The organism is Kitasatospora sp. NPDC048239 (assembly GCF_043202015.1).
GTDB lineage: Bacteria > Actinomycetota > Actinomycetes > Streptomycetales > Streptomycetaceae > Kitasatospora.
Genome location: NZ_JBICZP010000005.1, coordinates 22,520 through 37,520, shown reverse-complemented (window position 1 = coordinate 37,520; position 15,001 = coordinate 22,520). Strand labels below are relative to the sequence as shown.

Here is a 15,001-nt window from a genome sequence, read left to right as displayed (position 1 = left end):
ATGCCCGCTGCGCACCGCGGCGGTCTTCTTCCAGCATGCTTTCCATCGTTATGTATCGAACTGTTTTTACATAACAGGATTATCACAGGGTTATCGCATAACGCCGTAATTTTCCCGCCGCGGCGGCCCGGCCCGCCCGCGACCAGCGCAAGACGGGAGAAGCGCGCCGGCCGACGGGACACCCAGCATGGAGACTCCCCCACCCCTCATGGCTAGGGCAGGAGACGATAGTGCCGACACTGCTCGGATCAATGCGACGGCTGGTACTGGCACCGCAGCTGGCAGAGGTGACATTCGCCCGGCGCGGCTTCCCGGTCGCCCCGACCGAGGCCACCCGGCACCTGGAGGCGGTGCCGCAGGCGGTGGTCTGCGGCTTCGAGTGGGGCATGGACGTCCGCGACCAGTGGGAGATCGAGCGCCGGCTGAGCCTGGTCGAGCCGGAGCAGCGCGGGTTCGCCTACGAGGGCGCGGTGATGGCCTTCACCGTCCTGGACGCCACCGCGGGCGGCACCCGGACCAGGGACCTCCTGCTCGGCCCGGGCCAGCCGCACGTCTTCCTGGCCTACATCGGCATCGGCTTCGCGATGGCCCGGCTGCCGCGGCCGCTCTGGAAGAAGGTGCTGCCGGACCTGTCCGGGACGCCCTACCACCCGGTGATGAGCTGGCTCGCGGTGGACGGCTACGCCTTCGACCGCGCCTACTTCGACACCGGGCGCTGGGTGGACCGGCAGTACGTGCCGGCGCCCTACCCCTGGCAGGGCTCCAAGGAGTACTTCCCGCGGGCGGTGGACCAGGGGATCGGACGGGCCCTCTGGTTCATCCACGGCGGGCACCCGGAGCAGGTGGCGGCCGCGGTCGGGCGGTTCCCCGGGCACCGGCAGCCGGACCTGTGGAGCGGGGTCGGGCTGGCCGCGACCTTCGCCGGCGGCTGCCCGAACGAGGGCCTGGCCGCGCTGCGTTCGGCGGCCGGCGGGCGCCGGGCCGAGCTGGCCCAGGGCGCCGTCTTCGCGATCCGCGCCCGGGAGTACTCCGGCTACGTGCCGCCGCACTCGGCGGCCGCCATCGAGGTGCTGACCGGCCGCTCGGTCGAGCAGGCGGTGAAGATCGCGGACGACGGCACCGCGCATTCCGGCGACGGTTCGCACCCCGCCTACGAGCTGTGGCGGAGCCGGGTCCGCAACGAGTTCTCCGATCTCGGATGACGGAATTCCCGACCCCGCCCGAAAACCATGGAAGGAGCACTCCGTGCCGAACTCCTGGCGCACGCTGAGGCGCCGGATACTGACCCCGAACACCCGGGAAACCCTGCTCGACACCCGCGGTTTCCACAAGAAGAACCGAGCTGCGCAGGACCTCCTGGAAACCGTCGGCCGGACGTTCCTGGAGGGCTACGGCCACGCGATGGAGGCCCGCACCACGGCCGAGGCCGAGGAGCGGCTGGAACGCATCCCGACCCAGTTCCGCGGATTCGCCTACGAGGGCGCCGGCATGGGCTTCGCGATGCTCGACGGCCTCCCGTTCGGCGGCCGGGGCTCGGTCGACCGGTTCCTGGCCGGACGCGGCGACCGCCACAACTACATGGTGTACGTCGGGATCGGCTGGGCGATGGCCCGGCTGCCCCGGTTCCGCTGGCCCGACATCGACCGGATCGACCCGCTGCTGCGCTGGCTGGTCCTGGACGGCTACGGGTTCCACCAGGCGTACTTCCGCACCGACCGCTACGTCCACGGCCAGTACCAGGACGTCGGGCTGCCCTGGCCGGCGCACGACCACCCCGGCTACGTCCCCAACGCGATCGACCAGGGCATCGGCCGGGCCCTGTGGTTCATCGGCGGCACCGAGGCCGACCTGGTCGCGACCATGATCGAGAAGTTCCCGCAGCACCGCCGCGGCGACCTCTACAGCGGCGCCGGACTGGCGGCCAGCTACGCGGGCGGCGCCGAGCAGGACGAACTGCTGGTGCTGCGGGAGCGCGCCGGGGTGCACCAGCCGATGGTCGCCCAGGGCAGCGCCTTCGCGGCCGAGGCGAGGATCCGGGCCGGACTGCTGGTGCCGCACACCGCGGTCGCCACCGGGATCCTCTGCGGCCAGGCGCCGGCCGAGGCCGCCCAGATCACCCACGACGCCCGGCAGGCCGCCGTCGCGACGGCCGGGAAGCCCGCCTACGAGGTCTGGCGGCAGGCGATCGCCGCGGAGTTCGCCGCGCCGGGGGGTGTCGACCGGCCATGACGACGCCCCGTACCGCCGGGCCGATGCCCGGCCCCGCCCGCCGGGAGATGCCCGGCCTGCTGCGGCAGCTGGCCGGGGACCGGCTCGCCCTGATGACCTCGGCGGCGCGCCGGTACGGCGACGCCGTCCGGATGAGGGTCGGCCCGAAGACCCTGTACTTCTTCAACCACCCGGACCACGCCAAGCGGGTGCTCGCCGACCACGCCGCCAACTACCACAAGGGCATCGGCCTCCAGCAGGCCAGGCGCGCCCTCGGCGACGGCCTGCTGACCAGCGAGGGCGCGCTCTGGCAGAAGCAGCGCAAGGTGGTCCAGCCGGCCTTCCAGGCCAAGCGGATCGGACAACAGGCCGGGATCGTGGCCGAGGAGGCGGCCAAGCTCGTCGCCCGGCTGCGGACCTTCGAGGGCGGCGGACCGGTCGACGTGGTCGACGAGTTCACCGCCCTCACCCTCGGGGTCCTCGGACGCACCCTCCTGGACGCCGACCTCGGGTCCGTGCACGGCCTCGGCGAGGCCTTCGAGGCCGTGCAGGACCAGGCGATGTTCGAGATGGTCACCATGAGCTCGGTGCCGATGTGGGTGCCGCTGCCGCACCAGCTGCGCTTCCGCCGGGCCCGGCAGACCCTGGAGCAGACGGTCGACCACCTGGTGGCGGAGCGGGTGGCCCGCACCGGCGACCTGGCCGGCAAGGAGGACGCGCTCGCCCGGCTGGTGACGTCCACCCGGGCGGAGCCCGATCCGCGGGTCGGCGTCCAGCGGATGCGCGACGAGCTGACCACACTGCTGCTGGCCGGGCACGAGACCACGGCCTCGACGCTCGGCTGGACCCTCTACCTGGTGGACCGGCACCCCGAGGTCCGCGAGCGGCTGCACGCCGAGGCGGTGGAGGTGCTCGGCGACCGGCTGCCGGAGTACCAGGACCTGCACCGGCTGACCTACACGATGCAGGTGGTCGAGGAGGTCATGCGGCTGTACCCGCCGGTGTGGATCCTGCCGCGCCAGGCCCAGGCCGCCGACGAGATCGGCGGGTACCCGGTGCCGGCCGGCGCGGACGTCCTGATCTGCCCGTACACGCTGCACCGGCACCAGGAGTTCTGGGACGCACCGGAGCAGTTCCGACCGGACCGCTTCGACCCGGCGCACTCGGGCGGGCGGCCGCGGTACGCCTACATCCCGTTCGGCGCCGGACCGCGGTTCTGCGTCGGCAACAGCCTGGGGCTGATGGAGGCGGTGTTCACCGTGGCGCTGCTCTCCCGCGAGCTGCGGCTGAGCCTCGTCCCCGGCTACCGCGTGGTGGCCGAGCCGATGCTCTCGCTGCGCGTACGCGGCGGGCTGCCGATGACGGCGCACCCGATGCGCTGACCCTGACGCGCCGGCCTCCTGGCGCGCCGACCCTCGCAACACACCGGAACAGCGGTGCGGCCGGATCTTCGGCCGCACCGCTGTTCCGTGTTGCGGGGCCGGCGCTCAGCCCGCCCTATTGGTCACCTCACTGCGCCAGATCGCCTCCGGCCGCACGTCGAGCAGCGCCAGCAGGACCGGCGGGTCCAGGGTGCGCTTGGCACGGAAGCGGAAGTCGATCGGCAGCACCGGCACGTCCGGGCGCACCTCGATCGGACCGACCGAGGCCACCCAGACCTGCTGGTCCGGCACCATCTTCTCGCCCATTCCCCGGGGGACGGAATGGCCGAGCAGGTACCAGCTGCCGGGCGGGACGTTCTCGAACACGAACGGGCCCGGCCTGGTCTGTATCGCGCAGCCCACCGGGCGGCCCTGCGGGATCCGACCGGGGAAGAGGCCCAGAAAGATGAGTCCGAGATCTCCCGTGAGCGGCGCCCGCACCTCGCCGTACAACGTCGAACTGCGGCCGCCCTCGCGCACGACCGGCTGGTTCTGCGTCCTGATCTCGGTGGTGAATCCGCCGAGCTGGCGGTACGCGGTGGGGGAGACTCCCACGCTGCTGGCGAAGCGGGAGCTGAAAGTGCCCACGCTGGTGTAGCCCACACGGTGGCTGATTTCGGTCACGGTCATCGCCGTCTCGACCAATAATCGCTTCGCCTCCTGCAACCGGAGAGCGGACAGGAAACGCCGCGGGGAGACACCGGTGACCCGCTGGAACTCCCGCGAGAAATGGAACTTGCTGTACATCGCGGTGCGTGCCATGTCGTCAATCGTGAGCGGCTCACCGATATTCGCGCTCATGGCCTCCACGGCGCGGAAGACGGCCTGCTCTATCGCCGACTTCGTGGTGGTTCTGGGGTCGTCCATCGAACCTCCAGTACAGGGCTGTCCGGAGAAGTGAAAACTTTCCGGGAAACACTCCATACCGATGCCTCTCGGACATCGCGAATCCGAGAGCTGCCCATCGGCCATCGACCACAAACGTCCCCTCTTACACAACCGGACGCGGGCGCTTCGGGTCGATTGTTGATTAAATACCATAGCAGTGCGATTGTGCTCGACCAACGATCGATAATGGCCATACTGGCCGGTAACTTTACACTCCGGCCATCCTCCCGAAGCCAGGCAGCAACGCGGAAGATGCAGCCTGAGCGCCTCGTCAGCACGATGGAGGCTGCGAAACCATACCGGGCGGGAAACGACCGGCCAACGCACCGTACGTGCCGGTAGAAATGTCTTTCCGGCTCCAGTCGGTTTCAAACTTCGGCCCCGGTTAATGACCGGCCGATTCCCCTATTGCCCAATGCGGCACCGCCGATGAACAGGAGGAGAGCCGTTGCCATCCGGCACTTCAGAAGAAGAGCAGGGCAGGACGATCACCCTGGAAGCGTTCGCGGACACCATCGTCCCTGGCGAGAAACGTTCCCCCACCGACCGTGCGGTGGCCGGGGCGGCCGAGGGCGGTGGCGCGGTGGTCGCCGGCGCCATCGACCTGTTGGAGCTGCCGGGGACGGGACTCGCCCCCGACCTGCCCAACTTCGCCGTCGCGCTGAACGCGCACGCCGACACCTACGCGGCCGAGCACGCACTGGACCTGGACGCGTCCGTGCCCGCCTTCGTCGCACTTCCCTTCGTCCACCGCACCGAGCTGGTGCGGCGGTTGACCGCGGTCGCGCACCCCGAGCGGCCGTTGTGGGTGCTCCTGGCGCTGTTCTGCAACATGGCCTACGACACCGGCGCCCACCGGCACACCTCCGAGGCCATGGCGGACGACCACCCGGGGCTCACCGCGATGGGCTTCAGCAAGCCCGGCGCCGACGGCCTCTGGCGGTTCTCGGACTTCACCTACGGCCGCCAGCTGGCCGACTCGCACCCGGACACTACGGCCTCAGGGAGCCCGGCATGAGCAGTAGCGAGCGCACCGACGTCCTGGTGGTCGGCAGCGGATTCGGCGGCGCCATCGCGGCCTACCACCTCGCCGCGGGCGGCGCGAAGGTGGTCGTGCTGGAGCGCGGACCCTGGCTGAAAGCCGACGAGTTCGAGCACGACTTCCTGCTCGGCTCGTCCTACACCCGGATCTTCGACTTCGTGGTCGGCGACGGCATGAGCCTGCTCGGCGGAAACTGCGTCGGCGGCGGCAGCGTCGTCTACTTCGCCGCGATGCCCCGCGCACCGCGGTTCGTCTTCGAGCGCCGCGGCGGCATCGGCCGGCGGATGTGGCCCGCCGCGATCAACCGCGACACCCTGGACCCCTGGTACGACGTGGTGACGGACGCCCTGCCGATCACCAAGCAGGACTGGAAGGACGTCAGCTTCGCCGGCGGACTGTTCGCCGCCGCCTGCGACCACGCCGGGCGCACCGCCAATCCCGTCCCGGTCGCGGTCGACAACACCAAGTGCACCAACTGCAACTGGATGATGGCGGGCTGCCGCTTCGACGCCAAGCGCTCCCTGCTGCTCAACTACCTGCCCGGCGCGCTCGCGCACGGCGCCGAGATCCGACCGCTGCACGAGGTCCAGCGCCTCGAACGGACCGACGACGGCGGCTACCGGGTGCACTACAACGTGGTGGACGAGGTCGACTACCGGGAGCAGGTCGGCCACGGCGTCATCGAGGCCAAGATCGTGGTGCTGGCCGCCGGGGCGGGCGCCACACCCGTCATCCTCAAGCGCTCGGAGGCCGAGCTCGGCCCGATGCCGTACGCGGTGGGCCGGTACTTCTCCGGCAACGGGGAACGACTCAACACCGCCGTCATCAACGAGGAGAAGGCCGCCGAACTGCTCGGCCTGGACCGCGGCGACGGCCGGGCGTACGCGGCGAACCAGATCGGCAAGGGCCCGGTGGTCGCCAGCTGGGACAACCTGGACGGCAACCTGCCCGAGTACCACCGGTACTCGCTGGAGCAGCTCTACTTCCCCCCCGGTTTCGGCACCATCCTGGCCCAGGTGCCCGATGCGGCCGGCCCCTCGTGGTTCGGCGTGGAGAAGAAGGACCTGGTCCGGCAGTGGCAGTCCTGGCTGACCGTCTTCACCATGATCGAGGACGACAACGAGGGGGTCTTCGGCCCGCCGCCGCCCACCGGCAACGCCACCCGGATCTCCCAGCAGATGCTGGGCACCGGCCCGCTCAGCTACCGCCCGACGCCCAACACGCTGCGCGCCTGGGACGAGACCGACGCCGTGGTCAAGTCGATCCTGGAGCGGGACGGCCTCGCCCGGGTGATGCCGTGGACCAACGACCTGGTCGGCGCGTACACCGTCCACCCGCTGGCCTCCTGCCGGATCGGCGACGACCCGGCCACCTCGGCACTGGACGACCGCCACGAACTCCGCGGCCACCCGGGCATCTTCGTCACGGACGGCTCCGCCGTGCCCGGCGCACTGACCGTCAACCCGGCACTGACCATCTCCGCGCTCGCCGAGCGCGCCATCCCCGGCATCGTCCGGGCCGCCCAGCAGCGCGGCGTCAAGGTCGGCTACGGGGCCCCCGGCCCGGGCGCGGGCGACACCGCGCGCCGGACCGTCCTCCCGCTCGCCGCGAAGCGGCAGCACGGCTGACCGTGCCCAGCGGGCGCACCCGGACACCGTCAACCGAAGGAGACGACGATGGCTGGAGCAGTCCTCCGGTCGGCACTGCGGCGGTCGCTCGACCAGGTCCGCCACGTATCCCCCGTCCGGGTGCCCCGCGCCGGGGAGCGCGTCGGCCGGGTCTACAACGACATGGAGCGGGAGTTCGGCATGCTCGCCCCGCCGGTGGCCCTGCACTCCCCGGCACCGGAGGCCCTCGCGGCCTCCTGGATGATGCTGCGCGAGACGCTGGTCGCCGCCGGCTCCGCCGGCCGGGCCCTCAAGGAGGCGGTCGCGACGGCCGTCTCCGCGGCCAACTCCTGCCCGTACTGCGTCGAGGTGCACAGCATGGCGCTGCGCCGCCTCCCGGAGCCGGCCGGTTCGGAGCCGGTCGCCGAGTGGGCCGGTTCGGGCGGCGCCCGGCCGGCTCCGTTCCCCGCCGCGCAGGCCCCGGAGCTGGTCGGGGTCGCGGTGACGTTCCACCACCTCAACCGCATGGTCAACATCTTCCTGCCGGACAGCCCGTTCCCCACCGCGGCGCCGCCCGCGGTCCGCAGCGGGGCCTCCGCCCTGCTCGGACGGTTCCTCGGGACGGCCACCGGCCGGCACCAGGTGCCCGGCAGCTCGCTCGAACTGCTGCCCGGCGCGGCCCTCCCCGCGGACTTCGGCTGGGCCGCCGGCACGCCGAGCGTGGCCGGGGCCTTCGCCCGCGCGGCGGCCGCCGCCGAGTCGGCCGGCGCGCGCACGGTGCCGGAGCCCGTCCGCGGGCTGGTCCGCGCCGAACTCGCCCGCTGGGACGGCCGGCCGAAAGGCCTGAGCCGCGGCTGGGTGGATTCCGCCGTGGCGGGCCTGCCGCCCGCCGAACGCGCGGCGGGCCGGCTGGCGCTGCTCAGCGCCCTCGCGTCCTACCAGGTCGACGAGTCGGTCGTCGCGGACTTCCGGCACGAACGTCCCGACGACCGGGCCCTGATCGAGCTGACATTCTGGGCGGCCTTCTCCGCGGCCCGGGAAATGGGCGCCCGGCTCGCCGCGGCCGGGAATTCCTGACGCCGTCAGCACGACGGGAGAAGCATCGACCCGGCCGCTGCGGGACTCTGGGAATCGGCTAATTGTCAGCCAAGTTCGTAGAGGTACGTTCCAGCAACGATCCACCACATCGTCAATTTCCACACGGAGAGGTGAATGTGTTGTATCGAGAACGAATCCGGAGGATCATTCCCGGCCTGGCAACGGTGGTGGTGGCGACCTCACTGTTCTTCGCCACCCGGGAATCGGTCGCGGTGGCCGGCGCCGAGGAGACGGCGGCCCAGTACGCGTTCCAGGAAATGCCCATCGCCATGCCGGCCGGATACGACGCGCAGCCCATGCGCACCGTCCGCGACGTGAACCCGTCCTACCAGAAGATCCGCTCCTGGATCTCCTCGGTCGGCGCCGGCATCGCCATCAACGACCTCACCGGGCACGGGATCGCCGACGGCATGTGTATCGTCGACACCCGCACGAACCAGGTCGTGGTGACGTATACGCCGACCGCCCGCGAGGCGGACCGCTTCACCCCCTTCGTCCTCGATGCGGCCCCGCTCCCGGTCGACGACACCATGGCGCCCACCGGCTGCACCCCCGGCGACTTCACCGGCGACGGCCGGATGGGCCTGCTGGTGACCTACTGGGGACGCACCCCGATCCTGTTCCTGCCGAAGGCCGACGCCACCATGCCCTCGCCGACGTCCTACGTCCCGCGCGAGCTGGTCCCCTCGACCTCCATCGACGGCAAGTACCACGGCCCGCGCTGGAACACCGACGCCGACTACGTGGGCGACCTGGACGGCAGCGGGCACCCCTCGATCGTGATCGGGAACTACTTCCCCGACTCGGACGTGCTCGACCCCCACGGGCTGAACAACGTCCTGATGAACAACTCGCTGTCCAACGCCAAGAACGCCGGCGGCGACCACGTGCTGCGCTGGGTCAGCGCGACCTCGGGCAACGAGCCGCAGGCCAACTTCGTCGAGGAGAAGGACGCGATCCCCTTCGACGCCGCCACCGGGTGGACGCTCGCCATCGCCGGCGCCGACCTGACCGGCGAGGGGCTGCCCGAGCTGTACGTCGCCAACGACTTCGGGCACAGCCACCTGCTCTACAACCAGTCCACGCCGGGCCGCATCCGCTTCACCGAGGCCACCGGGGGCCGCACCTCGACCACTCCCAAGTCCTTCGTGCTCGGCAAGGGCTCGTTCAAGGGCATGGGCGTCGACTTCGGCGACATCAACCGCAACGGCGCGTTCGACATCATGGTCAGCAACATCACCACGGCCTGGGGCCTGGAGGAGAGCAACTTCCTCTGGATCAACCAGGCCAAGGACCAGGCCGACATGAAACGCCAACTGAGCAAGGGCGTGGCGCCGTTCACCCAGGAGGCGCAGGAGCACGGGGTGGCCTGGACGGGCTGGTCCTGGGACACCAAGATGGCCGACTTCCGCAACTCCGGCAACCTCGAGGTGCTCCAGGCCGACGGGTTCGTCAAGGGCAACATCAACCGCTGGCCGTGGCTGCAGGAGATGGCCATGACCAACGACGACCTGCTGTCGAACCCCGCGATGTGGCCCAACGTCCAGCCCGGGGACGACCTCTCCGGCGACGAGGCGATGGCCTTCTACGCGCGGTCCGCCAGCGGCACGTTCGTCAACATCAGCAAGCAGCTCGGCATCGCGGAGCCCACGCCGACCCGCGCTATCGCGACCGGTGACACCACCGGCACCGGTCTGCTCGACTTCGCGATCGCCCGCCAGTGGGGTCCGCCGGCCTTCTACGCCAACAAGGCGCCGTCCCCCGGCAAGTACCTGAACCTGCGGCTGTACCGCCCGTCCACGGACGCCGACCCGGGGATGGGGCTGGTGAACACCGGCTCCCCCGCCTACGGCGCCTCCGTGCGGATCACCACGCCGTCCGGCACCCAGGTCTCGCAGCTCGACGGCGGCAGCGGACACGGCGGCTTCCGCAGCTTCGACGTGCACTTCGGACTCGGCGACCAGCAGGGCCCGGTGACCGTGCAGCTGTGCTGGCGGGACAGCAACGGCGGCCTCCACGAGCAGACCGAGCAGCTCAGCCCCGGCACCCACTCGTTCATGCTGACCAGTGCCGCCAAGGAGGTTCCGAACCGATGAGCGCAGCCCCGACGACCGCCGCACCCCCGGCACCGGCACCGGCCAAGGCCGCCGACCCGCGCTACCTGGCCCTGCGGAACTTCGCGGCGTCCATCACCGTCTTCAACATCTTCGGCTACACCCTGCTGGGCTTCGAGCAGCCCTGGCTGTGGCCGATCATGTCGGTGCTCTTCGCCTACGCCGTCGAGATCGTCTTCGAGGTGATCAGCGCCTGGGCCCAGCGGCGCGCCCCGCGCTTCCTCGGCAACGGCATGCGCGGCATGTACGAGTTCCTGCTGCCCTCGCACATCACCGGCATTGCCATGAACATGCTGTTCTACGCCAACAACCAGGTGCTCCCGGTGCTGTTCGGCGTGTTCGTCGGCGTGGCCGGCAAGCACGCGCTCCAGGCGCCCATCGCCGGCCGGATGCGGCACTTCATGAACCCGTCCAACTTCGGCATCACCGCCTCGCTGCTCTGCTTCGGCTCCTGGGCGAGCATCGCCCCGCCGTACCAGTTCACCGAGAACGCGAACACCTTCTTCCGGGTCGCCATCCCGCTGATCATCGCGACCGCCGGCACCGTGATCAACTCCATGCTCACCAAGAAGGTCGCGCTGATCGTCGGCTGGCTCGGCGGGTTCGTGATCCAGGCGCTGATCAGGCACTGGGTGTGGGACGTCGCCATCTTCTCGGCCCTCGGCCCGATGAGCGGTGTCGCGTTCGTGCTGTTCACCAACTACATGATCACGGACCCGGGGACCACGCCGTTCAAGGCGCGCAACCAGTTCATGTTCGGTGCTTCGGTGGCCATGACCTACGGCGTCCTGATGCTGTTCAACGTCGTCTACACGCTGTTCTTCGCCACCAGCCTGGTCTGCCTCCTGCGCGGTCTCGGCTGGTGGGCCGCCCATCTGATCCAGCGGCAGAAGGAGCGGAGCGGAGCCGGTGCGCCGGCGACCGCCCCGCCGGCCGAGGTCGGCGGCTCCCAGGGCCCGCGGGCGATGGCGGCCTGACACCGCCGGTCCCCCGCGCCTCCCAAGGCCGTACGTGCGCCCGCCAGGGCGCGCGTACGGCCCTTCGCCGTGCCGGGCGGCTCGTGGGCGGCTGACGGCGGCTCCGGGCGGACTCCGGGAGGGCTCCGGGCGGCTCCGGGCGGCTCCGGGCGGCACGACAGACGGGGCGCAGCCGGTCGGATACCGGCTGCGCCCCGTCCTGTCGGACCGGTCGGGACTACGACTGCAGGACCACCTGCTGGAGTTCGGCGGTGCACATCATGTACCCGTCCGGGGTCGGCAGCCCCTCCAGGTAGTGGGTGAGGTCCGCGCCGAGCGCGAACACCCGGACCGGGATGCCCGCGGCACGCGCGGACTCCACGACCCTGCGCACCCCGTCCAGGACGGCCGGGTGCCGGGTCTGGTAGGAGTCGGCCACCAGGTGGTTGCTCCGGTCCGCGGCGAGATAGAACTGCACCAGGTCCTTCGTCCCGACGAACAGTTCGGTGGCGCCCGCGGCGCAGATGGCGGCGGCGGCGTGCACCGCCGCCGGCGTCTCGATGAACGCGGACACCGGCACCTCGGGCGGCAGGTCGAGGTGCGCCCTGAGCTGGGCGAACTCCACGGCGTCGTTGAGGAACGGCACCGAGAGGTGGATGCGGCGCGCCTCCTCGCCGAGCCGCTCCCGCAGGGTCCCGAGCACGACGTGCAAGGCGTCCCGGTAGGCGGCCGAGCCGAGCAGCCAGCGCGCGCCGTGCAGACCCAGCTCGGGGTTGGGTTCGACCGCGACCGGGGCGACCTCCGTCACCCCGGCGGCGTGGTCGGAGCGCAGGTCGAGGAGCCGCAGGATCAACCGCTGGCCGGGCAGCAGCGCCTCGACGAAGGTGCAGAGCCGGTCCGCGAGCGCCCGCCCGTAGACCTCGATCGCGGCCGGGCCGCCCTCCAGGCAGTCGAGCGGACGCAGGCCGGCCGCCAGGCAGAGGAACTCCTCCCGGATGAAGAAGGAGTCGACCTGTGCGGCCTTCGGGCCGCACGAGTTGATCGTCCGGATGTCCTGCAGGTCGGCGATGACCGCACAGGCCGAGCCGAGGTCGTCCAGCGAGGAGCTCCCGCCTGCCTGGCCGTGGGCGCCGGCGCCGGTGTCGGACCCGAGGACGATCGACTGGCTCTCCAGGTGCAGCGTCACTTCGCCGACCAGGTCGGCGAGTTCCGCCCGGTCGACGCGGAGCACCGGAATTCCCCGGCCGCGGCAGATCGACTGCATGTGGCCGGTCAGCCCGCCGGAACTGCAGACGATGGCCCGCGCCGCCACGATCGCTTCGTACAGACTCGCTTCGAGGGAGGGGGCGACGAGGATGGATCCGTTGAGCGGATTTCTTGTGCGGTTACAGACACCTCGCAACACGCCCTGCCTTCCACCGGTCAAAAGGGATCCCTGAATCCGTCGCCCGTTCAACTAATCCTCCAGAGCGTCAGCGTTCTCCAAGCCCAGTTGTCGGCGCAGTTGCCGCGGTGTCACGGAGACATCGGTGAGTCGCTCGACCGCGGCCCGGCCGACGACCGCCCTGATCAGGCGGTCACGGCGGGAGGCGTCCAGCAGAGGGGCCGGAAGGCCGCTCAGGGACCGGATACGGGCGTCCACCCGGGAATCGAGGACTTCCCGTTCACTCAGGGCGCGCGTAGCCAACCTCCATACCTCCAAGACCACAGCCTCCTCGAATCCGGCCAGGGCTGCTTCCTCCATGTTGCTGACATGGCCATGGAATTGGGTGATGTCGCGGTCCAATCCCCCGTCGGGGAGTTCCAGTTGCTCGACCACGCGGGCGGCCACGGCGATTGACTGGTTCTTGATGGCGGCGAGATTGAACGTGAACGCACCGGTTCGGCCGTTCCGCACGATCTCGTCGCCCTCGCGCAGCACACCGACCGTGGAGACCGGGCCGGCCGGCTCGCCGTCGGCGCGCAGCAGCACCCCGTGTCCGTCGACCTCCAGCCCCCGCCCGGTGCGCTCGTGGGGCACCGCGATCCCCCTGCGGAGCAGGTTCCTCCAGAGCGGCCCGCCGACCCTGCTGTAGTCCGACTCCCTGCCCACGTTGGACACCACCAGGTCCGCCTCGACGGCGCACTTCTCGCCCGGGGCGCCGATCGACACGCGCAGCCGCCCGGACTCCGTCGGAGCGATCCCCTCCACCTTGCCGACGACCAGCCGCACCGAGCCGTCCGCCGGGTGCGCGGCCCGTTCGATGACCGCCATCGTGTACTCCACCGCGCCCACCCGCAGCGCGGCGATCGCCGTACCGAACTCGTCCAGCAGCGACCGCAGTTCCCCGGAGGGGATCCGCTCGATGGCCTCGGGGAGATGCGGCTCCCACGCCTTGGCCACCCGCTCGGCGACCACCGTCCGGTCGATTCCGGGGTGGTCCCGGACGACCGCCGAGCAGGCCTTCTCCCATTCGGCCCGCACCCGGGCCAGGAACTCCCCACGGTTCCGGTACGGCTCCAGCAGCGCCTTCGGGCAGGGGAGTTGCAGGACCTCGTGCTCGTGGCCACCCGGGTAGGTCCGGAACATCGTCCCGGTCCTGGAGATCAGGTTGATCCTCCCGGAGTGCCCCTGCCGCAGCAACAGGCCGGCCGAGTCGTACGCGCTCAGCACGGATCCCACGATCGCGACGTCGGCCTCGGCCGGGAGCGACTCGAGCTTGCGGATCCCGGCTGCGGAGTACGGGTCCCGGATGAAGCGCGCGTGGTCGAGCACCTCGGAGGCGAACGGCGGCTCCCTGAGTTCGAGGCCGGTCGCGAGGACCACGTGGTCGGCGAGGAGCACCGCCGGTTCCGGGCCCCGGTCGGCCGGGGCGCCGTTCGGGGCCGGCTGCCGGACCGTCACCCCGACCCCAGAAGGCAGCACCTCCAGGTCGACCGCCTCGCCGTCCGCCTCGACGAGCACCACCCCCGGACAGGCCTCCCGTGCGGCCTCGGCCAGCCGGTCGTTCAGGTAGTCCTGGAAGATCCGCCGGGGCGCCGGGCCCTGCTCGACGAACTCGAAGTCGACCCAGAACGCCGGCCAGCCGGTGCGGTCGGCCTCCAGGTTGGCCCAGCGGATGAAGTCGAGGACGTCCTCCCGGAAGACGGACATCCGGCCCGCCTGGATGTTGAACACGTGGTCCCAGGGGTTGCCGTCCCGGTGGTAGGCGATGCCGGCGGAGCGGTAGTCCGAACGCCGTTCGAGCAGAACGATCTCAAGCGGTCTGCGCGCGAAGCGCAGCAGCCGGATCGCCGTGGCGGTACCGGCCAGTCCCGCCCCGACTATGAGCACACGTGGACGCATGCCTGTTCGACTCACGGTGAAGCCTCCCCGCTCAGCGATTCACGGCACCCGGCGCCGCCTTCCCACACCGGGCACGAACATGGGTTGACCGATCGTCACTTCGACGAAGGGACAAGCGATCAAGGGCGCTGCGGCACTGGTCGCCGCCCCACCCGAGCTCACGCCGACCAGCATGCCCGACCCGCAACATCGCGATCAATGCGGTTGACGGACGGTTGACAGGGCGCCGCCCGGGCGGCCGGTGGCGGTCGGCGTCGACATCGCCCCAAGATGTCCCGGCAACCTGGGAGTTGACCGCCCGGAGTCGCACCCGTGAGCATGGACTGCCATCCGTCCGTCCCT

General features: G+C 70.9%; 11 protein-coding genes. 8 read left to right on the top strand and 3 right to left on the bottom strand.

Annotation, left to right across the window (positions count from 1 at the left end; translation table 11 throughout):
* The first annotated feature begins 230 nt into the window (after positions 1–230).
* Genes ACGFZP_RS14935 through ACGFZP_RS14925 form a run of 3 tightly spaced genes read left to right on the top strand, consistent with a single transcriptional unit; the run spans position 231 to position 3,590 of the window.
* Positions 231–1,202, top strand: a complete 972-nt coding sequence (locus ACGFZP_RS14935) for a DUF1702 family protein (RefSeq protein ID WP_392932319.1) — start codon at positions 231–233, stop codon at positions 1,200–1,202.
* A 43-nt stretch (positions 1,203–1,245) separates the two neighbouring features.
* Positions 1,246–2,229, top strand: a complete 984-nt coding sequence (locus ACGFZP_RS14930; RefSeq protein ID WP_392932317.1) for a DUF1702 family protein — start codon at positions 1,246–1,248, stop codon at positions 2,227–2,229.
* Positions 2,226–3,590, top strand: coding sequence for a cytochrome P450 (locus ACGFZP_RS14925; RefSeq protein ID WP_392932315.1), 1,365 nt, complete (start codon positions 2,226–2,228; stop codon positions 3,588–3,590). The genes ACGFZP_RS14930 and ACGFZP_RS14925 overlap by 4 nt, the downstream gene beginning before the upstream one ends.
* A gap of 105 nt (positions 3,591–3,695) precedes the next feature.
* On the opposite strand, the gene ACGFZP_RS14920 is transcribed toward ACGFZP_RS14925, so the two are convergent.
* Positions 3,696–4,496 (bottom strand): helix-turn-helix domain-containing protein, encoded by an 801-nt coding sequence (locus ACGFZP_RS14920; RefSeq protein WP_392932313.1) that lies wholly within the window; start codon positions 4,494–4,496, stop codon positions 3,696–3,698.
* A gap of 469 nt (positions 4,497–4,965) precedes the next feature.
* On the opposite strand from ACGFZP_RS14920, the gene ACGFZP_RS14915 reads away from it, so the two are divergent.
* From ACGFZP_RS14915 to ACGFZP_RS14895, 5 genes are all read left to right on the top strand, one after another.
* Positions 4,966–5,535: a DUF5987 family protein gene (locus ACGFZP_RS14915; protein ID WP_392932311.1), complete on the top strand. Its 570-nt coding sequence runs from the start codon at positions 4,966–4,968 to the stop codon at positions 5,533–5,535.
* A complete protein-coding gene (locus ACGFZP_RS14910) occupies positions 5,532–7,187 on the top strand; it encodes a GMC family oxidoreductase N-terminal domain-containing protein (protein WP_392932309.1) in 1,656 nt (551 codons plus the stop codon). Before ACGFZP_RS14915 ends, ACGFZP_RS14910 begins: the two co-directional genes overlap by 4 nt.
* Before the next feature lie 48 nt (positions 7,188–7,235).
* The gene (locus ACGFZP_RS14905) at positions 7,236–8,243 is read left to right on the top strand and encodes a carboxymuconolactone decarboxylase family protein (RefSeq protein ID WP_392932307.1); all 1,008 of its coding nucleotides are present in this window, start codon (positions 7,236–7,238) and stop codon (positions 8,241–8,243) included.
* Between the two features lie 191 nt (positions 8,244–8,434).
* Positions 8,435–10,360 carry an ASPIC/UnbV domain-containing protein gene (locus tag ACGFZP_RS14900; protein WP_392932305.1) on the top strand — a complete coding sequence of 642 codons (1,926 nt, stop codon included), beginning with the start codon at positions 8,435–8,437 and terminating at the stop codon, positions 10,358–10,360.
* On the top strand, positions 10,357–11,355 hold the full coding sequence (locus tag ACGFZP_RS14895) for an enediyne biosynthesis protein (protein ID WP_392932303.1): 999 nt from the start codon (positions 10,357–10,359) through the stop codon (positions 11,353–11,355). Before ACGFZP_RS14900 ends, ACGFZP_RS14895 begins: the two co-directional genes overlap by 4 nt.
* Positions 11,356–11,572: 217 nt before the next feature.
* Here ACGFZP_RS14895 and ACGFZP_RS14890 read toward each other — a convergent pair whose 3' ends face one another.
* Together ACGFZP_RS14890 and ACGFZP_RS14885 are read right to left on the bottom strand one after the other, a co-directional pair.
* Positions 11,573–12,739 carry a putative PEP-binding protein gene (locus ACGFZP_RS14890; RefSeq protein ID WP_392932301.1) on the bottom strand — a complete coding sequence of 389 codons (1,167 nt, stop codon included), beginning with the start codon at positions 12,737–12,739 and terminating at the stop codon, positions 11,573–11,575.
* Positions 12,740–12,790: 51 nt separating this feature from the next.
* A complete protein-coding gene (locus ACGFZP_RS14885) occupies positions 12,791–14,674 on the bottom strand; it encodes an FAD/NAD(P)-binding protein (protein ID WP_392932299.1) in 1,884 nt (627 codons plus the stop codon).
* Positions 14,675–15,001: the final 327 nt, after the last annotated feature.

Coding starts and splice junctions, on each gene's coding strand:
- ACGFZP_RS14925 (WP_392932315.1), top strand. CDS start 2,226: ATGACGACGCCCCGTACCGCCGGGCCGATGCCCGGCCCCGCCCGCCGG.
- ACGFZP_RS14920 (WP_392932313.1), bottom strand. CDS start 4,496: ATGGACGACCCCAGAACCACCACGAAGTCGGCGATAGAGCAGGCCGTC.
- ACGFZP_RS14910 (WP_392932309.1), top strand. CDS start 5,532: ATGAGCAGTAGCGAGCGCACCGACGTCCTGGTGGTCGGCAGCGGATTC.
- ACGFZP_RS14905 (WP_392932307.1), top strand. CDS start 7,236: ATGGCTGGAGCAGTCCTCCGGTCGGCACTGCGGCGGTCGCTCGACCAG.
- ACGFZP_RS14895 (WP_392932303.1), top strand. CDS start 10,357: ATGAGCGCAGCCCCGACGACCGCCGCACCCCCGGCACCGGCACCGGCC.